Here is a 26,381-nt window from a genome sequence, read left to right as displayed (position 1 = left end):
AACGACGATCACGCATCTTCAATGCTAGCGCCCTCGGTTGCGGGCGCAACGCGCGTGCTGTAACCGGCCGTCTTTCCGCAAGCGGGGATTCCCGACATGGCCGAAACGACGCCTCCCGTCGCCATCATCATGGGCAGCCGATCCGATTGGCCGACCCTGAAACACGCCGCCGACATGCTGGACCGGCTGGGCGTGGCCTGGGACGCCAAGGTGGTCAGCGCCCACCGCACCCCCGAACGCCTGTGGACCTTCGCCTCGGGCGCACGCGCGGCGGGATATCAGGTCATCATCGCCGGTGCGGGGGGCGCGGCCCACCTGCCGGGCATGGCCGCCTCCATGACCGAGCTGCCGGTGCTGGGCGTGCCGGTGCAGTCCAAGGCGCTGAAGGGTCTCGATTCCCTGCTGTCCATCGTCCAGATGCCCGGCGGCGTGCCGGTCGCCACCCTGGCCATCGGCGAGGCGGGGGCCAAGAACGCGGGCATATTGGCCGCTCAGATCCTGGCCCTGGCGGACCCGGTGCTGATGGGCCGTCTGGAGGCCTTCCGCACCGCCCAGACCGAGGCCGTGCACGAAACCGTCGAGGACTGATGCCCGACCTCCCCTTGCCCCCCGGTTCGACCATCGGCGTCATCGGCGGCGGCCAGTTGGGTCGGATGTTGTCCCAGGCCGCCTCGCGGCTAGGCTTCGACGTCGTCATCCTGGACCCCGAAGAGAATTCGCCCGCGGGCCGCGTATCGCGTGGTCAGGTCGTGGCCGCCTATGACGACCCGACGGCTCTGACCGTCATGGGCCGGGTCTGCCAGGTCGTGACCTTCGAGTTCGAGAACGTGCCCGCCGCCTCGATGGAGACCCTGGCCGAGGGCGGCGCCCTGGTCGCGCCCGGTCCCACGGCGCTGAAGGTCGCCCAGGATCGGGTCGAGGAGAAGGCCTTCCTCAACGCCGTCGGCGCCCCGACCGTCGACTATCACCCGGTCGACAGCCTGGACGATCTCAAGGCCGGACTGGAGCGTCTGGGGACCCCCGCCGTGCTGAAGACGCGGCGCGAAGGCTATGACGGCAAGGGCCAGGTCTGGATCAAGTCCGCCAAGACGGCCGCCGCCGCCTGGGCCGCCATCGGCGAACGCCCGGCCGTGCTGGAGGCCAAGGCCGACTTCGTGCGCGAGCTGTCGGTCATCGCCGCGCGCGGCTGGAACGGCGAGACGGCCGTCTATCCGCTGGGCGAGAACATCCATTCCGGCGGCGTGCTGAAGACCACCCTGGCCCCGGCCGCCGTCGACGCCAAGACCGACCGCCGCGCCCGCGCCATCGCCAAGGCGGTTCTGGACGGCCTGGACTATGTCGGCGTGATCGGGGTCGAGCTGTTCGACCTGGGCGACGGGGTGCTGCGGGTCAATGAGATCGCGCCGCGCGTGCATAACACCGGCCACTGGACCCAGGACGGCTGCGTCTGCGACCAGTTTGAACAGCATATCCGCGCCGTCGCCGGCTGGCCGCTGGGTCCGACGACGGCCCACGCCCGCGTCGAGATGACCAACCTCCTGGGCGACGAGGTCGAGCAGTGGTCGAAACTGGCCGCCAAATCCGACGCCCGTCTGCACCTCTACGGCAAGGCCGAGGCCCGCCCCGGCCGCAAGATGGCCCATGTGAACCGGGTCAAAAACCTCTGATCCTCTCCCATTGGGAGGGGGATGGGCCTTGCCCCGCCTTCTCTCGATGCGGCCTCCCGAAGGCCATGACGTTTTCGGAACGGCGCGCCATGACCGATCGACATGGCCCGGATCAAACCGCTCCGATCCCGACGGGCCATTCCATTACCCTTCGGTAAGTTGGCGGCCGCCCCCCACCGTGTCAGGGTCGTCGCAACGTGGGGGAAACCGCATGAGCCATGACGCCCCGGCCGGCGCGCCGAAACGCCCGCCCGTCCGCATCGCCGCCCTGGCCTATCTGGGGACCATCGCCTTCGGCCTGTTCGCCGAGGTCGGGACCCGCAGCGGCCTGGACCGTTCCGATCCCCAGGCCCTGGCCGCCTCGCTGCGCGCGGGCGAGGACCTGTTCCGTCTCGGCGTCGTCTCCGACCTAGCCATGCTGGCCTGCTATCTGGTGGTGACGGCCGTCTTCTACGCCGCCTTCCGCCCCTACAGCCGCAGCCTGTCGGCCGCGGCGGCTGTGTTCAGCCTGACGGGCATCGCCGTCCTGGCCGTGGGGCTGGTCAATCTGATCGCGCCCCTGGTGATCCTGAACCAGGCGCCCGGCCTGACCGATCAGGCCGACCTGGCCGCGCTTTTCCTGATGCTGCACGGCCGCGGCTATACGATCAGCCTGGCCTTCTTCGGCGTCTATTGCCTGATGATCGGTTGGCTGGTCGTTCGGTCGCGGCTGATCCCGGCCTGGGTCGGGCTGCTGATGGGCTTCGCCGGGGCCTGCTATCTGTTGAACAGCCTCAGGGTGCTTTTGGAGCTGCCCCTGCCGGGCGGTCTGGCCGACTACATCCTGTTGCCCGGCCTGGTCGGCGAAGGGGCGATCAGCCTGTGGCTGCTGGCGCGCGGCCTGAACGCCCAGGCCTGGAGCCGATTGAACGCCCGCGACTGAGCCGGAGCGCCTAACGGTGGGTGCAACCCGGCCAGCAGCAGGGCCGACGCTTTCCGTCGCGCAGGTTCTCACAGCCCCAGCGGATGCGCTTTTCCCGCGTCTCGGCCTTCTTCGCGGACTCGACCCAGCAGATCCATTCGTTGCGCGCCAGGGGCGTGATGTCCCGCCAGGTCGCCAGGGCCGCCGGCTCGCCCTCCAGCGCCCCTCGCAGATCGTCGGGCAGGGCGTGCGCCACGCCGCCCGGCGGCGGCGTCTCGGTCATGCCGACCGCGCGCCGTACCGCATCCGGCTGAGCGTCTCGGTCATCTTGCGCAGCGGCGCGTCGAAATCCTTGCCGGCCTTCCACTTCTCGAAGGCCATGACGTTCTCGATCCGGCGCGCGACGAAGGCCTCGGCCGCCGTGCGCCCGTCGAACAGGCGCATCGTCATGGCCGGAACCAGGATGCCCGACAGGATCGCCCGCTTGGAATAGTGGTTCCAGTCCGTGGCCGTATCCCCGGCCCAGCGCCACAGCCGATCCGCCGTGGCCCAGGTCAGGCCCGCCGCCAGGTCGGCGTTGGTCGGCAGGGCCAGAAAGCCCGCCGCGCGCTTCTCGGCCGCCGCATCGGCCGCCCCCGCCTCCAGCCGGGCCGAGACGGCCTGGGCGATGCGTTCGCGAATCTTCAGCGTCGCGGGATCGACGGCGTCCAACGCCGCCATGGCCTGATCGTCGCGCCGCCGCCACAGCAGGACGGCCAGATCGCGCGCGCCGTTGGGCAGCAACAGCTCCTGATCGCCCAACGACAGGCCGTTCGCCTCGCACGCCGCGCGCACCAGCCGGGCGTTCCAGCCCAGGTCCGGCGCCCGCTGGATCGCCGTGTCCAGCACGGTCTGCTCCATACGGTCGGCCCAGTCGGGGGAATCAGCCCCGGTCCCAGTGTCGTTCGGCAGGTGTGGCGCCTCGGTCATGACGCCAGCATAGGCCTGTCCGGCGGGCGTTTCGAGCCTTCAGATGTGACCGCGACGATCTGGACACGGCCGGGCGGCTCGTGTATCAGCGCGCCTTCATCCGCGGACCCCGTCCGTCGGACCCGAGATTTATTTGTCTGCCCGTCTCCCTCACAGGACGCGGCGGGCGGCCAAAGGAGAGTTGAACCTGGTTCAGATTTTCGTCCGCGACAACAACGTCGATCAGGCGCTGAAGGCCCTGAAGAAGAAGATGCAGCGCGAAGGCAGCTTCCGTGAAATGAAGCGCCACGTGCACTACGAGAAGCCCTCGGAGAAGCGCGCCCGCCAGAAGGCCGAGGCCGTTCGTCGCGCCCGCAAGCTGGCCCGCAAGCGCGCCCAGCGCGAAGGCCTGCTGCCCGCGCCCAAGCCGCGCCCCGGTCGGTAAGGCTCGCGCCGCCGAAAGATCAAAGGCCCGCCGGTGCGAACCGGCGGGCCTTTTCTATGCCCTTCTCCCCTTGGGGGAGAAGGTGTCATGCGAAAGCATGACGGATGAGGGGGCTGTGTCAGGCGTGCTGACGGGCTGACGTCGAGGTCGGGTCGGGCCTACCCCTCATCCGACCCGCTCCGCGGCCCACCTTCTCCCCCAGGGGGAGAAGGAATCTCAAGTCACTCCCCCCGCTTGATCGCGCCCGCGAACGTCTTCCAGCTCAGCTTCACGTCCGACAGGGCGCCCGCCCGGAAGGCCCGGCCCGCGATCAGCACCATGATCAGGGCGAAGATGAACATCCCCGCCATCGACCCGACCACCTCGATCATCGGCGGGTCCGACGGCATGCGCGCGATCATCAGGAACGGCGTGAAGAAGGGAATCCACGACATGATGCGGATCGCCGGGGCGTCCGGCGACATGATGGCCATCTGCATGGTCAGCATGGGGATGATCAGAACCATCATGATCGGTCCCATCAGCGTCTGGGCGTCGCGCGGCGTCTCGCAGAAGGCGCCGATGGCCGCGAACAGCACCGCGTACATCAGGTATCCGCCGACCATGAAGGCCGCGAAATAGCCCAGCATGCCGCCGTGCAGCACCACCTGGCCCACATCCACCGCCTGACTGGGCGCGAAGTTCAGCAGGCCCGCCGCCCCGATCCCGCCCCAGGCCAAGAGCACCGTCAGGGTCAGCATCGCCACCCCCAGCACCTTGCCCGTCAGGATCTCGGTCGCCGAGGCCGAGGACAGCAGCACCTCCAGGATCTTGTTCGACTTCTCCTCCATCACGCTGTTCAGCAGGATCGAGGCGCCGGTGATGATCAGCGACCACAAGAGGAAGCCGGACGCCAGGCCGATGATGGCCGGCAGTTTGTCGCGGAACGACACCTCGCCCCCGCTCGCCGACTTGGGCGAGAAGACCGTCACATCGGGACGGAACCGTTCGGTCGCCTCGACCACCGAGGCGTCGATGCCCGCGCCCTCGAACACGGCGCGGCGATTGGCCGAGCGCAGGGCGTCGCGCACGAAGTCCTCGACCGTGTCGTCGGTGGCCCGCGCGGTCCAGACCCGGGCCTGGGGCGCATCGCCCTCGCGGCTCAGGAAGACGACGGCGTCCAGCCGTTGGTCCTTGGGCGTGTCGTCGGTCAGCCAACGACGCACGGCCGCGTCCTGGGCTGCGCCCGGCGCGGCGGCGATGATGTCAGCCGGCGTTTCCACCAGCCGCAGCTTCGGCCGCGACAGCGAGGCCATGGCCCCCGAAGCGGCTGTCGCCTGAGGCGGCGCGCCGGTGGTCTTGGCCGCGGCCTCGGCGGCCTGGCGGGCGCGCTCGGCCCGTCGGTCGGCGTCACGGCCCAGGGCGTCGCGGACGGCGGCGGCCAGGCCCGTGGCGTTCGCCCCCTCCTCCACCACCGCCACGGCCCGCACAGGCTCGGACGAACGGATCAGGATCGGCACCGCCCCGCCCAACACGGCGAACAGCGGAAACGCCAGCAGCGACAGCCAGAAACCCACGGTGCGCGCATAGGCGGCGTATTCCCGCCGCGCGATCAACAGGGTGCGCATCATTGGCCCGTCTCCCGCTTTCCCGTCTCGCGCGCGATCGACTGGTCCTGGTCGGGATGATCGCCGGTCAGGGCGATGAAGGCGTCGTGCAGCGTCGGCTCCTTCAGCGAGAAGCCGCGCACGTCCAGACCGCCCAGGAAGGCCGCCTTCAGCGCCTCCTGCCCGCCCGCGCCGCGCGCCAGGGTCGCCCTGAGCGAGCGCACCCCGTCCGCCTCACTGACCGTCTCCACGCCCGCCACGCCGGGCAGGGCCGCCACGGCCTCGGGCGAGATGGCGCCGGTCAGGTCCAGCACGCGCGGAGACGTCGCCCGCGCCTCGTCCACCGTGCCCTCGAACGCCTTCTTGCCGCGCGCCAACAGCACGACCTTGTCGCACAACCGCTCGGCGTGCTGCATCACATGGGTCGAGAACAGAACCGTCGCCCCGTCGGCGGCCAGCCCCCGGATCATCTGCTCCAGCCCCTGCTGGTTCATCGGGTCCAGGCCTGAGAAGGGTTCGTCCAGGATCACGAACTCGGGCCGGTGCACGACCGAGGCGATCAACTGGACCTTCTGCGCCATCCCCTTGGACAGCTCCTTCATCTTCTTATTGACCGCGTCGCCCAGGCCCTGGGCCTCCAACTGCTCCCTGGCCCGGCGTCGCCCCTCGCTGGCGGGCAGGCCCTTCAGCGAGCCGAAGAAGGCGATGGCGTCCACCGGCGTCATCTTCTTGTACAGGCCGCGCTCCTCGGGAAGGAAGCCGATGCGGTCGCGCACGCGGCGGCCGTCGGTCGCGCCCAGGATCTCAATCCGCCCCGACGTCGCCGGCTGCAGGCCCAGGATCATGCGGATCGTCGAGGTCTTGCCCGCCCCGTTCGGACCCAGGAAGCCGCAGATCGACCCCTGGGGCGCCGCGAAACTGAGATCGGACACCGCCTGGAATTCGCCGTAGCGTTTGCTCACGGACTCCAGCGTCAAAGCCGCCGACATGCATCCTCCCCCTGTCGTTGGCGTCAGCCTAGCAAGGGGGCGACGGACGCCGCCAGTCGAAACGGCTCGCGTAACGACGGTTGACGCCGCGCCGCATCAAGGGGACGCTGCACCGGTTCTGGGGGAGACACCGAAATGCTGAAACTGATCCTGGGCGTCGTCGTCGGCGTCGTCGTGATCATGGCCCTGGTGGTGGCGGGCGAGTTCGCCCTGCACGCCGCCTTTCCGATGCCGACGCCCGACATGAGCGACCCGGAGGCCATGCGGACCCTGATGGCCAATGCGCCGATGGGAGCCAAGGTCGGCCTGGTCGTGGTCTATTTCATCGCCGCCCTGGGCGGGGCCTTCATCGGCGCCAAGACCGCCGCGCGGCGGCTGGCCGGATGGATCGCAGCGGGAGCCATGGCGGCCCTGACCGTCATGAATTTCCTCATGCTGCCGCACCCGACCTGGATCATCGCGGCGTCGCTGGTCGTGATCGCGGCGGGCGGATGGTTCGGAGCCAGGGCGGGCGCCAAGGCCTAGCCCGGCATCTTCACGGCGACGTCAAAGCTGCGGCCCAGCACCTTGGCCGGATTGATGTGACGGCCGTTGCGGCGCACCTCGAAATGCAGGTGCGGCCCGGTCGAATAGCCGGTCGAGCCGACCAGGCCGATGCGCGCGCCCTCGTTCACCGCCTGGCCCGAGTGCACGTCGATGCGGCTCAGATGGCCATACAGGCTGGTCATGCCGTTGGGATGACGCACCTCGATGAAGCGGCCGTAGCCGGCGGGGTCGTAGCCGGTGCGCAGGACCTCGCCCTCGGCGGCTGCGAAGACGCCGGTGCCGGTGGGGGCGGCGATGTCCACGCCCTCGTGCGCCCGCGCCCGCGCCTCGCCCGCCAGCTTGCGCAGGCCGAAGTCCGAGTTGACCGCGTGGCCGCGCACCGGTGCGTCGAAGACCAGTTTGCGGATCACCGGCCCAGCGGCCTCGGCCACGGCCTGAACGGGGGCGGCGGTCGGCAGCGAACCCGGCTCGATGTGGACGGCGGCCTCCGTCGGGGCGACATAGGGGGCGGCGGCCATGGCCATGACGGCCAGGCCCGCCAGGGCGGCGGTCTGGCCCGAATGGATCAGGAAGGTCTTCGCGGTCGGCAACAGGCGTCGCATTCGGCGGCGTCTCCGGCTTCGGCTCGCATGAGCGGGGGGATCGACCCCCGCGAGCGGCTCGGGCGCGCGGCGCCGGATCGGTGAAGCCGGTGTTCTAAGGATGGATGGGGCGACTTTGGGGCGCCCCGCCGTCACGCGGAGCGACGGATCGTCGCGGCGGGGAACCGGACAGCAGAAAGGGCGCGGCCGAAACCGCGCCTTCCCCGTCGTTTGAAAGCCGTTCGCTTACAGCGGCAGCTTGAAGGTCACCGCGCCCATGTGGCTGTCGGCGTGGTCGCCGAAGCGGCCGCGATAGCCGACCTCGACCTTGAACGGACCCATGTCGCCGGTCAGGCCGGCCGAAGCCAGGATCTGGCCGCCGAACGGCTCCTCGACCTCGCGGGCCAGGTAACGGGCGGTGTTGCCGGCGATGCGGACGTGCACGGCGTCGCTGTTGTCATCCAGCGAGTCGCGATAGCCGCCCTCGGCGTAGAAGCCCCACGGTCCCATCTCGCCTTCGGCGCGCAGGGCCACTTCGGCGCTGACGCCTTCGACGGTGCGCTCGGCGTACTGATACTGGGCGGCGACGCCCTGCTCATAGTAGCCGCCGACGTGTGACGACACCCAGGTGACGGCCGCGCGGGGCGAAACGGCCAGGCCGCCGCCCATGTCCCACCACATCCCGGCTTGCAGACGCGCGCCCTTGGACATCCCCCCCGTTGAGGCGCTGTGAACGATCGGGGCCAGCGAGGTGGCGCGCTCGATGTCGTTGTAGTCGTCGTTCGAGAGGCCGGCGGCGGCGTTGATGAACACATTGCCCGAGCGGTAGCCCGCATAGGCGTCCAGACCCATGGAGGTCAGGGTGAAGTCATGACCGCCGCCCTCGACCTCGGCCTCGCGCCAGCTACCGGCCAGGCCGAAGCGCAGCGACTCGGTGCCGCTTTCCAGAGCGATGCGGGCGCCGTGGCCGGTCGATTCGGCCGAGGCGACCACGCCGCGCGCGTCGGTCTTGGTCTGGTCGTACAGGCCTGTCACCGAGATGCCGGTGCCGGCTTCCCAGGCGTGACGGCCCGACAGGGCCTCCGAGGCGTTGTCCAGGCTGTCTTCGCGGTGACGGAAGGCCGTCTCGCCCTGCAAGGCCGTCTGAGCGCCCTGGTCGCCGTAATAGAGGTAGTCGTCGGCCAGGGCCGCCAGGATCTGATGGCCGCGCGCCGTCGGATGAACCCCGTCAAAGTAGAAATAGGTATCCGGCGTGGCGCACACCGTCACGCCATTGAAGCAGGTGTCGGTGACGTTGGTCAGGCCGAAGGCGCCGGGGTTGGCGACGATGGTGTCTCCGATCTTGTAGATGTCCATCATGATGATGTTGCTGTTGCGGTTCGCCGCCGCCGTGGTGCGCAGACCCGACAACAGGGCCGAGTTGAAGGTCGTGACCGCATAGTCGGCCAGCGGCGCGGCCGGGCTGACGCGGAACTGCGGCGTCTGGCTGAGCTTGGGCAGATTGGTCACCAGCACCGTGCCCGCGCCGCCCGAGGCTGCGCTGTTGACGATGAAGTTGACGTCAGAGGCCGCCGCGATGACGATCGGGGCGATGGCGCCCTGCGGGTTGGGCGAGGCGCCGGCCGCGGCGATGTTCTGGAAGATGTTGTTGGCGCCGCCCAGGACGCTGACCAGATCACCCGCGCCGAAACGGCCGCCGCCGCCCAGATAGGCCTGAAGCTGCGAGCGCATGCCCAGCGGAGAGGCCGCCGTCCCGGTCAAGGCGCCGCCGAAGGCCAGGTTGATGCTGCCGGTCACCGGCGCGCCGGCGATGAAACGCCCAGCGTTGAAGCCCAGCAGTTCCGTGAACACCGGCCCGTTCGAGAACCGCCCCTGGTAATAGGGCGGAGACACCGGCGTCGTATTCCCGGTCGCGCCGTACAGGTTGCCGTTGTCGCTGAGGCTGTCGCCGAAGACGACCAGGCGGGTGTAGCTCTGGGCGTTGGCCGAACCGGCGACGGCGCAGGCGGCGGCGACGGTCAGCGCGGCCGCGGCGGCCGAGCGTAGAAAGCGAGACATCTGAATTCCTCCCGAGACCGACGAATTGCGGCCGTTGAAGGCCACTGTGCGCCCGTTTGCGTCAGGTTCAAGATGCCGTTGCGTCAGCTTTCAATGCAACAGGCGGAAGCGCAGCGTTCCGGCCACAGTTTTCAAGGCTTTGAGGGCCTCTGGGTCGTAATCGCGATCGACGTCGGTGATGACGTAGCCCGTGCGCTCGTCGGTCTTCAGATGCTGGCCCAGGATGTTCAGCCCCGCCGCGCTGAGCGCCTGGTTCAGTTCGGCCATCACGCCCGGCTGGTTTCGGTGGATGTGCAGAATGCGGTGCCCGCCCGAAACATCCGCCAATTGCACGTTCGGCAGGTTGACGCAGAAGGTGGTGTCGCCTCGGTTCAGATAGCCCAGCAGGCGCTCGGCCGCGAACTCGGCGATGGCCTCTTGCGCCTCTTCGGTCGAGCCGCCGATGTGCGGGGTCAGGATGACGTTGCGCAGGCCCGTCAGCGGGCTGTCGAACGGGTCGGCGTTGGTGCGCGGCTCCTCGGGGAAGACGTCGATGGCCGCGCCGCCGATCCGGCCGTCCTGAACCGCCTGGGCCAGGGCGTCGACATCGACCACATGGCCGCGCGACAGATTCAGCAACAGCACGCCCGGCTTCATGGCCGCGAACTCGGCCGCGCCGATCAGCGCGGCGTTCTCGGCCCGCCCGTCGACATGCAGGCTGACCACGTCGCTGTCGGCCAATAGGGCGTTCAGTGACCGCGCCCGGCGCGCATTGCCCAGGGCCAGCCGCTCGGACAGGTCGAAGAAGACCACCCGCATGCCCAAGGCCTCGGCCAGGACCGACAGTTGCGAGCCAATGGCGCCGTAGCCGACGATGCCCAGCGTCTTGCCGCGCAGCTCCTTGGCGCCCGTCGCCGACTTGTTCCACACGCCCCGGTGCATGGCCGCCGACTTGTCGGCCACGTCGCGCATCAGGGCGATCATGACCCCGATCGCCAGCTCGACCACCGAACGGGTGTTGGAATAGGGCGCGTTGAACACCGCCACGCCGCGCGCGGCGGCGGCGGCCAGGTCGATCTGGTTCACGCCGATGCAGAAGGCGCCGATCGCCATCAGCTTGTCGGCGGCGGCCAGCACCTGTTCGCTGACCTGGGTCTTGGAGCGCAGACCCAGCACGTGCACGCCCTTGATGCGTTCGATCAGGGCGTCTTCATCCAGCGCCCCGGTCTCGGTCTCGACGGTGTAGCCCGCCTCTTCCAGCCGCTCGACGGCGGCGGGATGCACATTCTCCAGCAACAGCATGCGGATGCGGCTGCGCGGATAGCTGAACCGGCCCTTCTCGCCCTCGGCGTGCAGCAGTTCGTCTATGGAAGCGGCCACGGCGTCGGCCACGGCCATGACCGGCGGGCGGCGCGCGATCTCGGTGAAGGCGTAGAAGCGGTCGGCGGCGCCCGCCTGTTTGACCTCGGCGTCGGTCCAGCCGTCGCCGACCATGACCACCGGGCCGGGCAGGTTCAGCGCGCGGATCGCCTCGATCTTGCCGCCCGCGCGCGACAGGGGATTGGCGTCGTCCACGCCCGTCACCCGGCCCTCGGAATCGTAGCGCAGGTCGTTGCACAGCACCCGGTCGGATGCGACGCCCAGCCGGGCCGCGATCGGCGCGATCACTTCCCGGAAGCCGCCCGACACGATGACCACCCGGTCGGCGTTGTCGAGGAACCATTGGCGGTTGCGGCGCACCGACGGCGCCCCCTCGTCCAGGATGCGCTCGGCCAGGGCGTCGACGTGGGCGCGGGTCAGCGGCAGCATGCCCAGGCGTCGCCGCAGCGCCTCGCCGAAGCCGATCTCGCCGGACATGGCCTGATCGGTCAGGCGCGTGATTTCGGCGCGCACCGCATCGGCGTCCGGCGTGCCGGCCAGGGCCAGATCGGCCAGGGCCTCCAGCGTCTCGATGCGGACCAGTGTGGAATCGAAGTCGAAGACATAGGCGGGTCGGGCGGCGGGTCGGGCGGTCATCGCCGCAGCGTGGCCCACCTTCGCAGTCGCAGCAACCGCCTTAGGGTCGATCAATCATTGACGGGTCAGACCACGCAGTCGGCTGTCCGGCCGCCGAGCGTCCAGCGCCGCCGCGCCGATCGCCGCCGCGATAGCGGCCAGGGCCAGGATGGCGCCCCCCTCCTTGGCGTGATCCCGGGCGTAATCGCTCGCCTCACGGGCATGGAAACGTGCAGATTTTCTGTTCTTTTTCATAATCTTGTGCGACGATCTTTGCGCATCGCGCCACCAGCGTCTGGAACGGTTCCGCGCCTCTTCGCCGAGGCCTGAGGCGCGGTCGCCCGCCTGGTCCAGGCCATGACGCAGACTGTCGGCGAAACCGCCGAAACGGTCGCGCAAATCGTCGGCGTCGATCCAGCCGCGCGGGTCGAACCGGCCGCGAATCCGCTCCAGCCGCGTCGGGCCGCCGCGCTGATTCAACAGCACCACCGCCAGGGCCGTCAGCGCCACGAGGGCCAGGGCGCCGCCCGTCACGCCGGGATGTTTGCGCGCCTCGGCCAGCAGGCTGAACTGCCGAACCATCGGATAGTGAACCTCTTCGTCCAGGCCGTCCTCGGTCGGGTCGTAAAGCCCGTCGTCATACGGTTGATAGGCGGAATGACGATCCCGCATCAGCGAAGGCGCGAACCGGGCGAAAAGAGGCTCCGCCAGACCCGGCAGGGCCGAATAGAAGCTGGCGATCAGCCGCCCGCCCCCGCCCACGGTGATCTCGCGGATCGGGTGAACGGCGCAGTACAGGATGGTGTCGGCCACCACATGGGTCGCATAGACCGGCTGGGGACGGTGCACAGCGTGGCCGGTCAGATTGCGGGCATGCTTGCTGTAGGGCGTGTCCACCGCCGAGGGTTTGACCAGGCTTAGGGTGATCGGCGCCTGCTCGCGCATCAGCTCCATGCGCAGGGCGTTGGTGAACCCCTTCACCGCGTGTTTGGACGCCGAATAGACGCCCTGAACCGGAACCGGCGCGTCGGACAGGATCGAGGCGACATTGACGATGGCCCCGCCGTCCGGCCGCTCGCGCAGATGCTCGGCCGCCACCAGCGAGCCGTTGACCACGCCCCAGTAGTTGGTCTCGAACAGCCGCCGCTGGTCCTCCAGCGTCGTCTCGCGGATCGGGCCGTAGATCGACACGCCGGCATTGTTGACCCAGGTGTCGAAGCCGCCGAACAGCCGACGGCATTTCTCGGCCGCCTCGGCCAGGGCGTCATAGTCGGCGACGTCGGCCACCGCATAGGCGGCGCGCGCACCCTCGGCCTGAAGCTCCTCGGTCAGACGTTTCAGATCCTGTTCGCCGCGCGCGATCAGGAAGACGCAGGTCCCGGCCCGCGCCGCCCGCCGCGCCGTGGCCAGGCCGATGCCGGACGTCGCCCCGGTGATGACCATGGCCTGTTGGTTCAGAGGTTTCAGTCGCGCCTTGGTCATGTCGTCTTGGGCCTTCAGTTCGGTTCCGAAACGGGGCGCCGGACGCCCGGGTTCCTCCGGTTCGCACACGCCCCTTACCATGGACGAAGCGGGCGCCTATCTAGGCCGCTTCCGATTTTCCATCCCCCGGAGTCCTCGTGACCGACGCCCGCCCCCTGACCGATGACCTGGCCGCCGCCTTCCAGATCGAAGGCTGGCCCGTGCGCGGCCGTCTGGTCCGCCTGGGCGCCGCCGTGGATGAAATCCTGTCGGCCCACGCCTATCCCGAGCCGGTCGCCGGCCTGCTGGGCGAAGCCTGCGCCCTCGCGGCCCTGGTCGGCTCCAGCCTGAAGTTCGAGGGCCGTCTGATCGTCCAGGCCCAGGGCGACGGGCCGGTGCGCTATGTCGTGGCCGACTATGACACCTCGGGGACCCTGCGCGGCTTCTGCCGTTACGACGCCGACGAGGTCGCGGCCGTCTCGACCGGTTTCGCCCGGCCGGGCGCCCAGACGTTGCTGGGCAAGGGCGTGTTCGTCATGACCCTGGATCGCGGCGCCGATTTTGAACGCACCCAGGGCATGACGCCGATCGAGGGCGAAAGCCTGAGCCTGTGCGCCGAACACTATTTCGAACAGTCCGAACAGGTGCCGACCAAGGTGCGCCTGGCCGTCGGCCGCGTCGCCACCGCCGAGGGCGAAAGCTGGCGCGCGGGCGGGGCCATGATCCAGATCATCGCCGCCGACGATGCGCGCGGCGACACGGTCGAGGCCTGGGACCGCAGCCGCGCCCTGTTCGCCACCCTGGCCGACGACGAGATCCTGGACCCGACCATCACGCCCGAGACCCTGCTGTTCCGTCTGTTCCACGAGGACGGCGTGCGGCTGGAGAACGCCCGCGCCCTGCGCGCCGAATGCCGTTGCTCGCGCGACCGCATCGCCTCGACCCTGAAGGCCTTCTCGGCCCAGGATCGGGCCGACATGGTCGAGGACGACGGCCTGATCCGCGTGACGTGCGAATACTGCTCGAAGGTCTATGAGTTGGAGCCGAGCGAGGCGGAGCCGGCCTGAGGTTAATCCTCCCCCATGACATGGGGGAGGGGGACCGCCGAAGGCGGTGGAGGGGGCAAGTTCAAGCGCCGGTGTCTGTGGTCGCCCCCTTCACCACTTCGTGGTCCCCCTCCCCCGCTTCGCTGGGGAGGATTTTCGCCTACCGCCCGCCCAGGTCCAGCGAATACCCCGCCGACCGCACGGTGCGGATCGGGTTGACGGTGCCGTCGATGTTCAGCGCCTTGCGCAGGCGGCCGACATGCACATCGACGGTGCGGGCCTCGACATAGACGTCGCTGCCCCAGACCGCGTCCAGCAACTGTTCGCGGCTGAACACCCGGCCGGGGTGCTGCATCAGGTGGTCCAGCAGGCGGAATTCGGTCGGTCCCAGATGGACCTCCTGGCCCGCGCGGCGCACGCGATGGGCGACGCGGTCGATGACGATGTCGCCATGGGTGATGCGGTCGTCGGCCAGGCCCGGCCGGATGCGGCGCAGCACCGCCCGCATCCGCGCGATCAGCTCAACCATAGAGAACGGCTTCGTCAGATAGTCGTCGGCCCCGGTGTCCAGGCCGCGCACGCGGTCGGATTCCTCGCCGCGCGCGGTCAGCATGATGATCGGCAGGTTGCGCGTCTCGGGCCGCCCGCGCAGGCGGCGGCAGACCTCGATCCCCGACACCTTGGGCAGCATCCAGTCCAGCAGCACCAGATCGGGCACCCGTTCGTCGACCTGGACCAGCCCCTCCTCGCCGTCGGCGGCCACGGTGACGTCGTAGCCCTCCTTTTCGAGGTTGTATTGCAGCAGGGTGGACAGGGCGTCCTCGTCTTCCATCACCAGGATGTAGGGCTGCACGGCTGTGTCTCCGAAGCTCTAGTTCAGACGACCGGAAGGGTCGGGGTAGGCGCGTCGTCGCCGGGGCGCGGCGTGAAGCGCGGGCGTTCGCCCATCATCTCTTCGCCGGTGATCTCATAGTGGATGGTTTCGGCGATATTGGTCGCATGGTCGCCGATCCGCTCCAGGTTCTTGGCCATGAACAGCAGATGGGTGCAGGCCCCGATCGTGCGCGGGTCGCCCATCATGTAGGTCAGCAGTTCGCGGAACAGGCTGTTGTAGTGTTCGTCCACCTCGTCGTCCGAGGTCCAGACGGCGATGGCGCGATCGACTTCCGAAGCCGTATAGGCGTCCAGCACGTCGCGCAGGCGGTTGGACACCAGCTTGCCCATCCGCTCGATGGAGCGGGTCAGAACCTGCATCGGCTCGCCCTCGGCCAGCACCAGGCCGCGTTTGGCGATGTTCTTGGCCAGGTCGCCGGTGCGCTCCAGATCGACCGCCAGCTTCATCGCCGACAGGGTCTTGCGCAGATCCGACGCCACCGGCTGGCGCAGGGCGATCAGGCGGATGGCCTTGCGCTCGATGTCGCGGTGAAAGGCGTCCAGCTTGGCGTCCCGCTCGATCACCGCGCGCGCCAGGGCCACGTCGCGGCGGGCCACGGCCTCGATGGCGTCGGCGACCTGGGCCTCGGCCAGACCGCCCATGCGGGCGACCTCGGCCGTGATCTGGTTCAGCTCGTCGCCATAGGCCTTGACGGTGTGCTGGTTCATCCGAAACGACCCGTGATGTAGTCGAGCGTGCGACGCTCGCGCGGGTTGGTGAAGATCTCTTCGGTGTCTCCGGCCTCGACCAGGCGGCCCATGTGGAAGAAGGCCGTGCGCTGGCTGACCCGCGCCGCCTGGGCCATCGAATGGGTAACGATGACGATGCAGAACCGCTCGCGCAGTTCGTCGATCAGTTCCTCGATGCGCGCCGTGGCGATGGGGTCCAGGGCCGAACAGGGTTCGTCCATCAGGATGACTTCCGGGTTCACGGCGATGGCGCGGGCGATGACCAGACGCTGCTGCTGGCCGCCCGACAGGCCGGTGGCCGAGGCCTGCAATCGGTCGGCGACCTCGTCCCACAGGCCGGCGCGTTTCAGGGCGCTCTGCACCACGTCGTCCAGCTCGGACTTGGAGCTGGTCAGGCCGTGGATCTTGGGACCGTAGGCGACATTCTCCCAGATCGACTTGGGGAAGGGATTGGGCCGCTGGAACACCATGCCGACCTGGGCGCGCAGCAGCACCGGATCGACCGAGCGGTCGTTGACATCCTGGCCGTCCATCTCGATGCGGCCGGTGACGCGCGCGTCGGCGATGGTGTCGTTCATGCGATTCATGGTCCGCAGGAAGGTCGACTTGCCGCAGCCGGACGGGCCGATCAGGGCCGTGACCGTCTTGTCCTGGATGTCCAGGCTGACGTCGAACAGCGCCTGTTTGTCGCCATAGAAGACCGAGACGTCACGGGCGGCGATCTTGACCGGCGCGGCGACGCGCGAAGCCGTCGAGGCTCCCGATTCCATGCCGTCCGCGGCGCGATAGATGGGGTTGTTCATGGGCTTACCACCGACGCTCGAAGCGCCGCCTCAGGATGATCGCGGCCATGTTCATCACGATCATGAAGGCCAATAGGACCATGATCGCGGCGGCCGTGCGTTCGTGGAACGCCCGCTCCGAGGCGTTCTCCCAGATGTAGATCAGCGACGGCAAAGCCCCCGCCGGTTGGTCGATCGCCATCGGCACGCCCGGCACGAAACTGATCATGCCGATCAGCAGCAGGGGCGCCGTCTCGCCCAGGGCGTGGGCCATGGAGATGATGGCGCCGGTCATCACCCCCGGCATGGCCAGGGGCAGGACGTGGCCGAACACCGCCTGGGTGCGGCTGGCGCCCATGGCCAGGGCGGCCTCGCGGATCGACGGCGGCACCGCCTTCAGCGACGAACGGGTGGCGATGATCAGGGTCGGCAGGGCCATCAGCGCCAGAACCAGCCCCCCGACCAGCGGGCTGGCCCGCGGCAGGTGCATCCAGTTGATGAACAGGGCCAGGCCCAGCAGGCCGTAGACGATCGACGGCACGGCGGCCAGGTTGTTGATGTTGACCTCGATCAGCTCGCTCAGCCGGTTGCGCGGCGCGAACTCCTCCAGATAGACGGCCGCGCCGACGCCCAGGGGGATGGCGATCAGGGCCGTCACCAACAGCATCAGGGCCGAACCGACCACCGCCCCCAGCACGCCCGCCAGTTCCGGCTGGGTCGAATCGCCGTTCAGGAACAGGGCCTTGTTGAAGCGCGCCGAAACGGCGCCCTCGGCCTTCAGCCGGTCCAGCCAGTCGAGTTGCTGGTCGGACAGACGCCGCTGATCCGACGGCACGTCGCGGCGGATCTCGCCCTTCAGATACAGGTCGGCGTCGTCTGACAGCGGCGCCGTGACCGGCACGGTCTGACCGATCAGGCCGGGCCGCTTCGTCACCAATTCGGCGAGACGGAATTTCAGCTCGGACGAGAACAGGGCCTTCATGGCCTGGGCCTGGGAGCCTTGGGCGTCGTCGGCGATGCGCCAGCGCGCCAGCAGTTGCTCGGCCGTCAACTGCTCGAAATTCGTGCCCGCCGGGTAGCCGCGGTCGATGCACGCCGGGTCCAGATAGACCGGCACGGCGGCGGTGTGGGTGTAGAAGGCGTGATAGCCCTGGCTGACGATCCGGCCCAGCAGCAGGGCCAGGAAGGCCAGGGCGGCGATGATGGCCAGCCGTCCGTACCAGCGGAACCGCGCCTCGCGCGCATGGCGGCGCTTCAGCCCGGCGGCCAGGCGGTCCCGCATCGGCGTCGACGCGGCCGGTGTCATGTCGGCGGCGTCAGTCATATTGTTCCCGATAGGCGGCGACGATGCGCTGGGCGACGATGTTCAGGCTCAGCGTCACCAGGAACAGCGTCAGGCCCAGGCCGAAGGCGGCCAGGGTCTTGGGACTGTTGAACTCCTGATCGCCGGTCAGCAGGGTGACGATCTGCACCGTCACCGTGGTCACCGTATCCAGCGGATTGAAGGTCAGATTGGCGGCCAGGCCGGCGGCCATGGTCACGATCATGGTTTCGCCGATGGCCCGCGACACGGCCAACAGGAAGGCTCCGGCCACGCCCGGCAGGGCGGCAGGCATCAGCACCCGGGTGATGGTCTCGGACTTGGTCGCGCCCATGGCCAGGGAGCCGTCGCGCAGCGACTGCGGCACGGCGTTGATGATGTCGTCCGACAGGGACGAGACGAAGGGGATCAGCATGATGCCCATCACCGCCCCGGCCGTCAGGGCCATCTGGTTCTGCACCAGGGCCAGATACTGCCCCAGCCCGTCCAGCGGCCCGCCGATCAGCCACCCGCCGATGGTGTTGAAGAAGACCCGCAGCGCCGGTCCCACCGTCAGGGCGGCGAAGAAGCCGTAGACCACGGTCGGCACGCCCGCCAGGATCTCCAGCAGCGGCTTGACCGTCGCCCGCGTCTTCGGCCCGGCGTATTCCGACAGATAGATGGCCGAGAATAGGCCGATCGGCCCGGCCACCAGCATGGCGATCAACATGATCAGCAGCGTCCCGGCGAACAGGGGCACGGCCCCGAAGGCGCCGGACGACCCCACCTGATCGGCGCGGATGGCGATCTGGGGACTCCATTTGGTCCCGAACAGGAATTCGGTGATCGGCACCGACTGGAAGAAGCGCCAGGAATCATAGACCAGCGAGGCGATGATCCCGACCGTGGTCAGAACGGCGATGGCCGAACAGGCGAACAGGGCCACGGCGATCCAGGTCTCGACCTTGTTCCGGGCGCGAAAGCCGGGCCGGATGCGGGCGAAGGCGAACAGACCGCCCAACAGCGACGCGGCCGCGACGGCGGCGGCCAGGGCCAGGGTCAGGCCGTCGCGCACCCAGACGATGCGCTTGCCGGTGGTGGTCAGTTCCTGCGCCAGGGGCGCGGGCCAGATCTGTTGGGCCTGTTCGCCCGCGCCGATGCGGCGGGCGTCGCTATAGAAGGCGGCGCGGCGGAAAGGCTCCAGCTCGGCGACCGCGGGCGCCTCTCGCGCCTCGATCAGGCCCGACGTCACCGTCGGCAGGGCGATCTGGCCGACGACCAGAACGATCAGGGCCGGAACCACCGCCCAGATCAGGGCCAGGGCCGCATGCTGGCTGGGCCGCGAATGGCTGTTCTGATCCCGGCCGCGACGGCGCGCGAGCGCCAGTCCGCCCGCATAGGCCAGGCCGCCGGCCAGCAACAGGATCAGAGGAAGAAGCCAGGTCATCGAAATCCACGGCGCCGCGCGCCAAACCGCGAGTCGGCCGGATTCGCCCGTTCAACTCGCGGCGATAACTGCCCGTGATTGGTCAGCGGAATAAGACGGGGCCATGACAGTTCTGTTACGGCGCGGGCGGCTCCGCCAGCACGGCCTCCAGGTCTTTGGCCGGCGTCTTGGCCATGGGAAACCAGGCGGTGAAGGCCGTGCCCTGGCCCGGCGCGCTGGCCACCGCCAGGCCGCCCAGGTGGCGGTTGACGATGTGTTTGACGATGGCCAGGCCCAGGCCGGTGCCTTCCTTGGGTCCGCTCTTCTGGCCCTCGACGCGATAGAAACGTTCGGTGAGACGCGGCAGGTTTTCACGCGCCATGCCCGGCCCGCGGTCGCGCACGGTGACGGCGGCATAGGCAGTTCCGCCCTCGTGATCGGGCGTCACCAGCGGCAGACGGGCCAGGCCGTCGGGCGGGGCGGCGGCCACGGTCTCGGCGCTGAGACCCCGCTGGACGGTCAGATCGACCGTCGCGCCGGGCGGTGAATATTTGACGGCGTTGTCGACCAGATTCTGGATCACCTGAATGATTTCGTCGCGGTCGCCGACGACGGCGACGCCCGCCGCCTCGCCGTCCAGCCGTATGGTCACGTCCCGTTCCCGCGCCAGCAAGCTGACCGCGTCGATGACGTCGGCCGCCGCACGGGCCAGATCGACCCGGCCCGACGGCGGAATATGTTCGTTCAGCTCGATGCGGCTGAGCGACAGGAGGTCGGCGACCAGCCGTCCCATCCGCTCAGCCTGGGCCGACATGATGTCGAGGAATTTCTCGCGCGCCGCATCGTCCTGACGCGCGTGCCCCTTCAGCGTCTCGATGAAGCCGCTGAGCGAGGCCAGGGGCGTGCGCAGCTCGTGACTGGCGTTGGCCAGGAAGTCGACGCGCATCATCTCCATGCGCCGCGCGTCGGTCTCGTCGCGCAGCAGCAGCAGGGCCAGGGGCTGGCCGTCGCCGCTGGGCGGCAGGGGGCGGCTGAAGGCGCGCCAACGCCGGTCGCGCGCGCCGCCGGGCGTATAGTCGGTGACGCGATCCAGCCCGCCGTACAGGGCCTCGTCCACGGCCTCCAGAACCGAGGGGTCGCGGATCGCCGACAGCAGCAGGCCGCCCCGCGTCTGCAACCGCAACAGGTCCCGCGCCGCCGCATTGGCCAGCAGAACGCGGCGGCCGGCGATGTCGTCGGCCTCGCCGCCGCCGACGATCAGCACCGGATCCTCCAGGGCCTCGAAGGCCGCACCCAGCAAGGCCCCCTCCCCGTCCTCGACCACCACAGGCGGAGCCTCCGTCTCGGCCGCGGGCGCCGCCGCGGTCGGCGCGCCGCGATTGATCAGCCAGGTCAGAACCGCCGTCACCGCCGCCCCGCTCAGCAACAGCGGCGCCGCCTCGCGGTGCAGCACCGCGCTCAAGACCAGCACCAGGACCGCCACCCCGCCGCTGGCGCCGACCGTCCACAACCGCGACCCGGTGGCGGGCGCGACGGGCGACGGCGACTGTTCGTAAGGCATGGCGCGACCTGGAGACGAGGAATCTTCGATGGGCGCCGCTGCGCCCCTCCGCACGCTTTTTTCACCTCTTTGCGACAAGAGTGCCAGCCTGATCGCGGGAGACTTCATTTGGATTGGGCGCCCATCAGCCTGGCATACCAGCACGATCTCGCGGCGCTGATCCCGGCGTCCCTGCTGTGCCTGCTGGGCGCCGTCATCGCCCGTCTGTTGTTCAATCGCGCCCGACTGGCGCGCTGGGACGGGCAGGCGTTGGCCGCGACAAGGTTGGAAGCCGTCGCATCGGTCATCGGCGGCCTGCTCCTGTGGGGCGCGCAGTTCATCGCCTTGATGGCGTTCGATGTCGGGGCGTCGGTGACCTATGACCCCATCGGCATGACGGCCGCCCTGGTCATGGCCGTCGCCGCCCTTCATGTCGCGGCTCGCGTAGCGGGCCTGTCCATGAGTCCCAGCCGAGTGCTGGCGGCCGTCGTGGTGCGCACGCTGGGCCTTTTGGCGATGCACGTCCTGGCCGTCGGCTCGCTGCGGACCTCGGGCGTGGTTCACTGGGGCATGGAGACCCTGGCCTTGGGCTTCGCCGTCAATCTGGCGCTCAGCATCGAGGCGGTGCGCTTCCAATCGGCCGGCAACGTGTGGGGCACGATCAGCGCGGGCGTCAGCGGCTGGGCCGGTCTGATGGCCATGTATCTCATCTCCATGAGCGGCTTCTGGATCTCGCCTGGCGAAGCGGCGACGACCGTTTCGTCGGGATTGAGCCGAGACGACATGCTGACCTGGGCCATCGGCGTGGTGATGCTTCTGTGCATCGTCGGCGGCGCCGTCGCGGCGGCCGCCTATTGGTGGCGCACCGGCGCCATGCGGCATCTGCGCGAGGCGATCGACGCCATGCCCGACGGCCTGGGCTTCTACGACGCCGACGACCGGCTGATCCTATGGAACGCCCGCTATGTGCAGGTGAACCCCGAACTGGCGTCCATCCTCAAGCCGGGCATGCCCTTCATCGAACTGCTGCGCGAAGGCATCCGCCTGGACCTGTATGAGCACGCGCGCGGGCGCGAGGAGGAATGGATCGCCGAGCGGATGGCCGCCCGGCGCGCCGCGATGAACGGCTTCGAGCAGAAGATCGGCGACGGCCGCTGGCTGCGTGTCCAGGATCGCCATACCCGCGACGGCGGCATCGTGACCGTGGTCAACGACATCACCGACCTGAAACGCGACGCCCAGGCCCTGGCCGAGGCGCGCGACACGGCCGAACAAGCCAATCGCTCCAAGAGCCAGTTCCTGGCCAATATGAGCCATGAGATCCGCACCCCGCTGAACGGCGTGATCGGGCTGATCCAGGCGTTGGAACGCACCGGATTGAGCGAGGAACAGCATGAGATGCTGGCGCTGATGTCCTCGTCCAGCCACACCTTGCAGACCTTGCTCAGCGACATCCTGGATCTGGCGCGGGTCGAATCCGGCCGCCTGCAACTGACCGAAGACCCCTTCGACCTGGCGCGCGCGGTCCAGGAGGCCGGTCAGCTTTACGAAGCCTCGGCGCGCGAAAAGGGCCTGGGCTTCACCGTCGACATCGCCGCCGAGGCGCGAACCTGGGTCCAGGGCGACATGGTGCGTCTGAAGCAGATCCTGACCAATCTGGTGTCCAATGCGGTGAAGTTCACCGAGACCGGCTTCGTGACCCTGCGGGCCGAGGCGGGACCCGCCCGCGACGGCGCGCCGACCGTGCGGTTCACCGTCGAGGACACCGGCATCGGCTTCGACCCTGAGACGCGCGCGCGCCTGTTCACCCGTTTTGAACAGGCCGACGGCGGCATCGCCCGCAAATTCGGCGGCACCGGCCTGGGCCTGGCGATCTGTCGTCAACTGGCCGAGATGATGGGCGGGGATCTGGACTGCGAGAGCGAGTTGGGCGGCGGTTCGGCCTTCATCCTGACCGTGCCCCTGCGTCAGGTCGAAGCGCCCGCGCCCACGTCCGTCGAAACAGAGGTCATGATCCCGGACGCCCCGTCACGTCGCGGACTGCGCGTCCTGCTGGCCGACGATCATCCGACCAACCGCAAGGTGGTCGAACTGGTCCTGGCCGCCGCCGATGTGGAGCTGACCGCCGTCGAAGACGGCGCCCAGGCGGTTCAGGCCTTCCGCGATGGAGAGTTCGACCTGGTCCTGATGGACATGCAGATGCCGGTGATGGACGGCCTGACCGCCACGCGCGAACTGCGTCTGCATGAGGCCGCCGAGGGCCGCCCGCGCGCCCGCATCGTCATGCTGACGGCCAACGCCCTGCCTGAACATGTGGCGGCGGGCCAGGCGGCGGGGGCCGACGACCATGTCGCCAAGCCGTTCGACACCTCGGAACTGCTGGCCCTGGTGACCGAGCCGGCGACGACGGATCGGGCGTCCGCCGCCGCCTGAAGCGGCCTATTCGTTGCCGTGCGCGGCCTCGTTGATGACCTGGCTGGGCATGTTGGTGAAGTCGACGGCCACCGGCTGGGCCGTCTTGCGCTGGAAGGTGCCGATGACCTGGGCCATGCGGCGGCGCACCTCGCGTTCGGCCTCGGTTCCGGTGTCCAGGCTCAAGGGGGCCAGGCAGAAGTCGATGATGGCCTGGGTGTTGGTCAGCGGTTGCATGATCGTGTCTCCTTGTCTGCTCAGGCCGCCGCGAACTGGGCGGTTTCGGTGGAGTCCTTCAGCGCCGTCGTCGAGGACTGGCCGTTCGAGATGACGGTGGCGACGGCGTCGAAATAGCCGGTGCCGACCTCGCGCTGGTGCCGGGTCGCCGTATAACCGGCGGCCTCATTGGCGAATTCGCGCTGCTGCAGCTCGGAATAGGCCGCCATGCCGCGATCACGATAGCCGCTGGCCAGCTCGAACATGCCGTTGTTCAGGCTGTGGAAGCCCGCCAGGGTCACGAACTGGAACTTATAGCCCATGGCCCCCAGCTCACGCTGGAATTTGGCGATGGTCTCGTCGTCCAGACGCGCCTTCCAGTTGAACGAGGGCGAGCAGTTGTAGGCCATCAGCTTGCCCGGATGCTGCTTCTGGATCGCCTCGGCGAAGCGGCGGGCATCGTCCAGGTCGGGGTGCGAGGTCTCCCACCACAGCACGTCGGCGTATTTGGCGTAGGCCAGGCCGCGCGCGATGCAGTGGTCCAACCCCGTGCCGGGCTTCAGGCGATAGAAGCCCTCGGGCGTGCGGTTGTCGCGGTCGATGAAGGGATGGTCGCGCTCGTCGATGTCCGAGGTGATCAGTTGGGCGCTTTCCGCGTCGGTGCGCGCCACGGTCAGGGTCGGGGCGCCCATGACGTCGGCGGCCAGACGGGCGGCGATCAGGTTGCGCTCATGCGCCTGGGTCGGGATCAGCACCTTGCCGCCCAGGTGGCCGCACTTCTTCTCTGACGCCAACTGATCCTCAAAATGAACGCCGGCGGCGCCCGCCTCGATGAAGGCCTTCATGATCTCGAAGCTGTTCAGCGGCCCGCCGAAACCGGCCTCGGCGTCGGCGACGATGGGCACGAACCAGTCGCGCTTGGCCCCGCCCTCGGCGTGTTCGATCTGGTCGGCGCGTTGCAGGGTGCGGTTGATGCGGCGGCATAGCTCAGGCGCGGCGTTGGCCGGGTATAGCGACTGGTCCGGGTACATGGCCCCGGCGGTGTTGGCGTCGGCCGCCACCTGCCAGCCCGACAGATAGATGGCCTTCAGACCCGCCCGGACCATCTGCATGGCCTGGTTGCCGGTCACCGCGCCCAAGGCGTTGATATAGGGTTCCGAATGCAGCAGCTCCCACAGACGATTGGCGCCGCGTTCCGCCAGGGTGTGGGTGATCGGCACCGAACCGCGCAGACGCAGGACCTCGTCCGGCGTGTAGGGACGCTCGATCCCGTCGAAACGCCCGATGGGGGCCGGAACCAGATCGGCGAAGGTGGTCATGACGGTCGCTCCTGAACAGCGGCCGACGCCGCCTCGTCCCAGGATCAGACCACACGAAGTCACGATCCGCACCGCCATCTAGGGCATAATAGAAGTCTATTGGTCACAATATGACTTGTCTTGATTAGTCACATTATGACATTCTCGCCATATGCGCGGGGAGACGGATCACAAACTGTTCCTGGGCGGACGCCTGAAACGGCTGCGGCGTCAGCTCGCCCTGACTCAGACGGCCATGGCCGCCGACCTGGGCGTCTCGCCCAGCTATCTGAACCATATCGAGCGCAACCAACGCCCCCTGTCGGCCCAGTTGCTGCTGCGTCTGGCCGAAACCTATGACATCGACCTGCGCGACTTCACGGCGGCGGGCGGCGACGCCACCGAGGCCGCCGTGAACGAGGCCCTGACCGATCCGGTCTTTCAGGGACTGACCGTGCCCCGCCATGAGGTGATCCAGGCGATCCAGGACCAGCCCGCCCTGTCCGACGCCTTCCTGCGCCTGTATCGCGCCTTCGCCGAGCGTCGGGCGCGCGACAGCGGCGCCCCCGATCCCGACAGCCCGGCCGATTGGGTCCGGGAGTATCTGCAGGCGCGCAAAAACCACTTCCCGGAGTTCGACGCCCTGGGCGAGGTCCTAGCCGAAGCGCTGGAGGCCGAGACGCCGGGCGAACCGTTCGAGACCCGCGCCCGCACCCGCCTGACGGCCCGTCACGGCTTGAGCGTCCGCACCCTGCCCGCAGAGGTGATGGTGGAATGGACCCGCCGGTTCGATCCCCATCGCCGCCGCCTGTTGCTGTCCGAGACCCTGGGACCGGCCTCACGCGCCTTCGCCGTCGCCTATCAACTGGCCGCCGCCGAACACGCCGCCGAGATCGAGACCGTGATCGCGGCCGCCGCCCCGCCCGAAGCGTCGCGCGCCCTGCTGAAGGTCGCCCTGACCAACGCCCTGGCCGCCGCCGTGCTGATGCCCTACGGCGCCTTTCACGCCCTGGCGGAAGACAGCGGCTACGACCTGCCCCGATTGCAGGCGCGTTTCGGCGTCTCGTTTGAACAGGCGGCGCATCGTCTGACCACCCTGTCGCGGCCCGCAGCGCGCGGCGTGCCCTTCTTCCTGATGCGGGTCGATCAGGCGGGCAATGTCTCCAAGCGGTTCGCGGCGGGCGCCTTTCCCTTCTCGCGCTTCGGCGGGGCCTGCCCGCGCTGGCGGCTGCACGCGGCCTTCAGGACGCCGGGCCGGATCATCACCCAGATCGTCGAGACGCCGGACGGCGGCCGCTGGTTCACCCTGGCCCGCACCATCGACCGCCAGGGCCGGGACCTCTTCACCGAGGGCCAGGACCTGGCCATCGGCCTGGGCTGCGAGATCGGCCACGCCCATCGCCTGATCCACGCGCGGGGGCTGGACCTCTCCAACCCCGAGATCACGCCCATCGGCCCAGCCTGCCGCCTGTGCCCGCGCCATCCGTGCGCCGAGCGCGCGGCGCCGCCCATGGATCGTCCCCTGGCCGTCGACGACTGGGCCAAGTCGATCAGCCCCTATCCCTTCGCGACGGGCTAGGTT

The 26,381-nt window shown here is 69.0% G+C and carries 24 protein-coding genes; 8 read left to right on the top strand and 16 right to left on the bottom strand.

The window, feature by feature from the left end:
• Positions 1-96 precede the first annotated feature (96 nt).
• The 3 genes from purE to V7D63_RS04700 all read left to right on the top strand — a co-directional run bounded on the left by purE (position 97) and on the right by V7D63_RS04700 (position 2,589).
• The gene (gene purE / locus V7D63_RS04710; protein ID WP_333591102.1) at positions 97-588 is read left to right on the top strand and encodes a 5-(carboxyamino)imidazole ribonucleotide mutase; all 492 of its coding nucleotides are present in this window, start codon (positions 97-99) and stop codon (positions 586-588) included.
• A complete protein-coding gene (locus V7D63_RS04705; RefSeq protein WP_333591101.1) occupies positions 588-1,667 on the top strand; it encodes a 5-(carboxyamino)imidazole ribonucleotide synthase in 1,080 nt (359 codons plus the stop codon). Before purE ends, V7D63_RS04705 begins: the two co-directional genes overlap by 1 nt.
• 211 nt (positions 1,668-1,878) lie before the next feature.
• Positions 1,879-2,589 (top strand): DUF4386 domain-containing protein, encoded by a 711-nt coding sequence (locus V7D63_RS04700; RefSeq protein ID WP_333591100.1) that lies wholly within the window; start codon positions 1,879-1,881, stop codon positions 2,587-2,589.
• 10 nt (positions 2,590-2,599) lie between these two features.
• On the opposite strand, the gene V7D63_RS04695 is transcribed toward V7D63_RS04700, so the two are convergent.
• The gene (locus tag V7D63_RS04695) at positions 2,600-2,851 is read right to left on the bottom strand and encodes a YdeI/OmpD-associated family protein (RefSeq protein ID WP_333591099.1); all 252 of its coding nucleotides are present in this window, start codon (positions 2,849-2,851) and stop codon (positions 2,600-2,602) included.
• A complete protein-coding gene (locus V7D63_RS04690) occupies positions 2,848-3,537 on the bottom strand; it encodes a COQ9 family protein (RefSeq protein WP_333591098.1) in 690 nt (229 codons plus the stop codon). The genes V7D63_RS04695 and V7D63_RS04690 overlap by 4 nt, the downstream gene beginning before the upstream one ends.
• A gap of 187 nt (positions 3,538-3,724) precedes the next feature.
• On the opposite strand from V7D63_RS04690, the gene rpsU reads away from it, so the two are divergent.
• On the top strand, positions 3,725-3,961 hold the full coding sequence (gene rpsU / locus V7D63_RS04685) for a 30S ribosomal protein S21 (RefSeq protein ID WP_092312110.1): 237 nt from the start codon (positions 3,725-3,727) through the stop codon (positions 3,959-3,961).
• A gap of 221 nt (positions 3,962-4,182) precedes the next feature.
• Here rpsU and V7D63_RS04680 read toward each other — a convergent pair whose 3' ends face one another.
• Together V7D63_RS04680 and V7D63_RS04675 are read right to left on the bottom strand one after the other, a co-directional pair.
• The gene (locus V7D63_RS04680; protein WP_333591097.1) at positions 4,183-5,571 is read right to left on the bottom strand and encodes an ABC transporter permease; all 1,389 of its coding nucleotides are present in this window, start codon (positions 5,569-5,571) and stop codon (positions 4,183-4,185) included.
• Positions 5,568-6,536 carry an ABC transporter ATP-binding protein gene (locus V7D63_RS04675; RefSeq protein WP_333591096.1) on the bottom strand — a complete coding sequence of 323 codons (969 nt, stop codon included), beginning with the start codon at positions 6,534-6,536 and terminating at the stop codon, positions 5,568-5,570. The genes V7D63_RS04680 and V7D63_RS04675 overlap by 4 nt, the downstream gene beginning before the upstream one ends.
• 135 nt (positions 6,537-6,671) lie before the next feature.
• Between V7D63_RS04675 and V7D63_RS04670 the strand changes: the two genes are divergently transcribed.
• Positions 6,672-7,061 carry a hypothetical protein gene (locus V7D63_RS04670; protein ID WP_333591095.1) on the top strand — a complete coding sequence of 130 codons (390 nt, stop codon included), beginning with the start codon at positions 6,672-6,674 and terminating at the stop codon, positions 7,059-7,061.
• On the opposite strand, the gene V7D63_RS04665 is transcribed toward V7D63_RS04670, so the two are convergent.
• The 4 genes from V7D63_RS04665 to V7D63_RS04645 all read right to left on the bottom strand — a co-directional run bounded on the left by V7D63_RS04665 (position 7,058) and on the right by V7D63_RS04645 (position 13,177).
• Positions 7,058-7,684, bottom strand: coding sequence for a M23 family metallopeptidase (locus V7D63_RS04665; RefSeq protein ID WP_333591094.1), 627 nt, complete (start codon positions 7,682-7,684; stop codon positions 7,058-7,060). The two genes, V7D63_RS04670 and V7D63_RS04665, sit on opposite strands and share 4 nt — an antisense overlap.
• Before the next feature lie 225 nt (positions 7,685-7,909).
• Positions 7,910-9,721 carry an autotransporter domain-containing protein gene (locus V7D63_RS04660; protein ID WP_333591093.1) on the bottom strand — a complete coding sequence of 604 codons (1,812 nt, stop codon included), beginning with the start codon at positions 9,719-9,721 and terminating at the stop codon, positions 7,910-7,912.
• 90 nt (positions 9,722-9,811) lie between these two features.
• A complete protein-coding gene (gene serA / locus V7D63_RS04655) occupies positions 9,812-11,716 on the bottom strand; it encodes a phosphoglycerate dehydrogenase (protein WP_442882112.1) in 1,905 nt (634 codons plus the stop codon).
• 54 nt (positions 11,717-11,770) lie between these two features.
• The gene (locus tag V7D63_RS04645) at positions 11,771-13,177 is read right to left on the bottom strand and encodes an SDR family oxidoreductase (RefSeq protein ID WP_333591092.1); all 1,407 of its coding nucleotides are present in this window, start codon (positions 13,175-13,177) and stop codon (positions 11,771-11,773) included.
• A 137-nt stretch (positions 13,178-13,314) separates the two neighbouring features.
• Here V7D63_RS04645 and V7D63_RS04640 point away from each other — a divergent pair, with 137 nt between their 5' ends.
• Positions 13,315-14,223, top strand: coding sequence for an Hsp33 family molecular chaperone (locus V7D63_RS04640; protein ID WP_333591091.1), 909 nt, complete (start codon positions 13,315-13,317; stop codon positions 14,221-14,223).
• A gap of 139 nt (positions 14,224-14,362) precedes the next feature.
• Here the strand turns inward: V7D63_RS04640 and phoB are convergent, their stop codons facing one another.
• The 6 genes from phoB to V7D63_RS04610 all read right to left on the bottom strand — a co-directional run bounded on the left by phoB (position 14,363) and on the right by V7D63_RS04610 (position 20,894).
• Positions 14,363-15,055, bottom strand: coding sequence for a phosphate regulon transcriptional regulator PhoB (gene phoB / locus V7D63_RS04635; protein WP_333591090.1), 693 nt, complete (start codon positions 15,053-15,055; stop codon positions 14,363-14,365).
• A gap of 23 nt (positions 15,056-15,078) precedes the next feature.
• Positions 15,079-15,804, bottom strand: coding sequence for a phosphate signaling complex protein PhoU (gene phoU, locus V7D63_RS04630; protein ID WP_333591089.1), 726 nt, complete (start codon positions 15,802-15,804; stop codon positions 15,079-15,081).
• Complete coding sequence (pstB, locus tag V7D63_RS04625) at positions 15,801-16,595, bottom strand: phosphate ABC transporter ATP-binding protein PstB (RefSeq protein WP_333591145.1); 795 nt, start codon at positions 16,593-16,595, stop codon at positions 15,801-15,803. The genes phoU and pstB overlap by 4 nt, the downstream gene beginning before the upstream one ends.
• Before the next feature lie 37 nt (positions 16,596-16,632).
• A complete protein-coding gene (gene pstA / locus V7D63_RS04620) occupies positions 16,633-17,931 on the bottom strand; it encodes a phosphate ABC transporter permease PstA (protein ID WP_333591088.1) in 1,299 nt (432 codons plus the stop codon).
• Positions 17,924-19,354, bottom strand: a complete 1,431-nt coding sequence (gene pstC, locus V7D63_RS04615) for a phosphate ABC transporter permease subunit PstC (RefSeq protein ID WP_333591087.1) — start codon at positions 19,352-19,354, stop codon at positions 17,924-17,926. Before pstC ends, pstA begins: the two co-directional genes overlap by 8 nt.
• A gap of 115 nt (positions 19,355-19,469) precedes the next feature.
• A complete protein-coding gene (locus tag V7D63_RS04610) occupies positions 19,470-20,894 on the bottom strand; it encodes a sensor histidine kinase (protein WP_333591086.1) in 1,425 nt (474 codons plus the stop codon).
• A gap of 108 nt (positions 20,895-21,002) precedes the next feature.
• Here V7D63_RS04610 and V7D63_RS04605 point away from each other — a divergent pair, with 108 nt between their 5' ends.
• Positions 21,003-23,306, top strand: a complete 2,304-nt coding sequence (locus tag V7D63_RS04605; RefSeq protein WP_333591085.1) for an ATP-binding protein — start codon at positions 21,003-21,005, stop codon at positions 23,304-23,306.
• 6 nt (positions 23,307-23,312) lie between these two features.
• Here V7D63_RS04605 and V7D63_RS04600 read toward each other — a convergent pair whose 3' ends face one another.
• Together V7D63_RS04600 and aceA are read right to left on the bottom strand one after the other, a co-directional pair.
• On the bottom strand, positions 23,313-23,522 hold the full coding sequence (locus V7D63_RS04600; protein WP_333591084.1) for a hypothetical protein: 210 nt from the start codon (positions 23,520-23,522) through the stop codon (positions 23,313-23,315).
• Between the two features lie 20 nt (positions 23,523-23,542).
• Positions 23,543-24,820: an isocitrate lyase gene (gene aceA / locus V7D63_RS04595; RefSeq protein ID WP_333591083.1), complete on the bottom strand. Its 1,278-nt coding sequence runs from the start codon at positions 24,818-24,820 to the stop codon at positions 23,543-23,545.
• A 151-nt stretch (positions 24,821-24,971) separates the two neighbouring features.
• Here aceA and V7D63_RS04590 point away from each other — a divergent pair, with 151 nt between their 5' ends.
• Positions 24,972-26,378: a helix-turn-helix domain-containing protein gene (locus V7D63_RS04590; RefSeq protein ID WP_333591082.1), complete on the top strand. Its 1,407-nt coding sequence runs from the start codon at positions 24,972-24,974 to the stop codon at positions 26,376-26,378.
• Positions 26,379-26,381: the final 3 nt, after the last annotated feature.

It is taken from the genome of Brevundimonas sp. (assembly GCF_036732845.1).
Taxonomy (GTDB): Bacteria; Pseudomonadota; Alphaproteobacteria; order Caulobacterales; family Caulobacteraceae; genus Brevundimonas.
The sequence above is the reverse complement of the archived record's forward strand: the minus strand, read 5'-3'. Positions and strand labels throughout refer to the sequence as shown.

Excerpts from the sequence above, each read along its gene's own strand:
- V7D63_RS04660 (WP_333591093.1), bottom strand. The coding sequence starts at position 9,721 with ATGTCTCGCTTTCTACGCTCGGCCGCCGCGGCCGCGCTGACCGTCGCC.
- pstC (WP_333591087.1), bottom strand. The coding sequence starts at position 19,354 with ATGACCTGGCTTCTTCCTCTGATCCTGTTGCTGGCCGGCGGCCTGGCC.
- aceA (WP_333591083.1), bottom strand. The coding sequence starts at position 24,820 with ATGACCACCTTCGCCGATCTGGTTCCGGCCCCCATCGGGCGTTTCGAC.
- V7D63_RS04590 (WP_333591082.1), top strand. The coding sequence starts at position 24,972 with ATGCGCGGGGAGACGGATCACAAACTGTTCCTGGGCGGACGCCTGAAA.
- V7D63_RS04675 (WP_333591096.1), bottom strand. The coding sequence starts at position 6,536 with ATGTCGGCGGCTTTGACGCTGGAGTCCGTGAGCAAACGCTACGGCGAA.
- V7D63_RS04695 (WP_333591099.1), bottom strand. The coding sequence starts at position 2,851 with ATGACCGAGACGCCGCCGCCGGGCGGCGTGGCGCACGCCCTGCCCGAC.
- phoU (WP_333591089.1), bottom strand. The coding sequence starts at position 15,804 with ATGAACCAGCACACCGTCAAGGCCTATGGCGACGAGCTGAACCAGATC.
- purE (WP_333591102.1), top strand. The coding sequence starts at position 97 with ATGGCCGAAACGACGCCTCCCGTCGCCATCATCATGGGCAGCCGATCC.
- pstA (WP_333591088.1), bottom strand. The coding sequence starts at position 17,931 with ATGACTGACGCCGCCGACATGACACCGGCCGCGTCGACGCCGATGCGG.
- V7D63_RS04680 (WP_333591097.1), bottom strand. The coding sequence starts at position 5,571 with ATGATGCGCACCCTGTTGATCGCGCGGCGGGAATACGCCGCCTATGCG.
- V7D63_RS04600 (WP_333591084.1), bottom strand. The coding sequence starts at position 23,522 with ATGCAACCGCTGACCAACACCCAGGCCATCATCGACTTCTGCCTGGCC.
- V7D63_RS04665 (WP_333591094.1), bottom strand. The coding sequence starts at position 7,684 with ATGCGACGCCTGTTGCCGACCGCGAAGACCTTCCTGATCCATTCGGGC.
- serA (WP_442882112.1), bottom strand. The coding sequence starts at position 11,716 with ATGACCGCCCGACCCGCCGCCCGACCCGCCTATGTCTTCGACTTCGAT.
- pstB (WP_333591145.1), bottom strand. The coding sequence starts at position 16,595 with ATGGAATCGGGAGCCTCGACGGCTTCGCGCGTCGCCGCGCCGGTCAAG.
- V7D63_RS04705 (WP_333591101.1), top strand. The coding sequence starts at position 588 with ATGCCCGACCTCCCCTTGCCCCCCGGTTCGACCATCGGCGTCATCGGC.
- V7D63_RS04645 (WP_333591092.1), bottom strand. The coding sequence starts at position 13,177 with ATGACCAAGGCGCGACTGAAACCTCTGAACCAACAGGCCATGGTCATC.
- V7D63_RS04690 (WP_333591098.1), bottom strand. The coding sequence starts at position 3,537 with ATGACCGAGGCGCCACACCTGCCGAACGACACTGGGACCGGGGCTGAT.
- V7D63_RS04700 (WP_333591100.1), top strand. The coding sequence starts at position 1,879 with ATGAGCCATGACGCCCCGGCCGGCGCGCCGAAACGCCCGCCCGTCCGC.
- V7D63_RS04610 (WP_333591086.1), bottom strand. The coding sequence starts at position 20,894 with ATGCCTTACGAACAGTCGCCGTCGCCCGTCGCGCCCGCCACCGGGTCG.
- V7D63_RS04670 (WP_333591095.1), top strand. The coding sequence starts at position 6,672 with ATGCTGAAACTGATCCTGGGCGTCGTCGTCGGCGTCGTCGTGATCATG.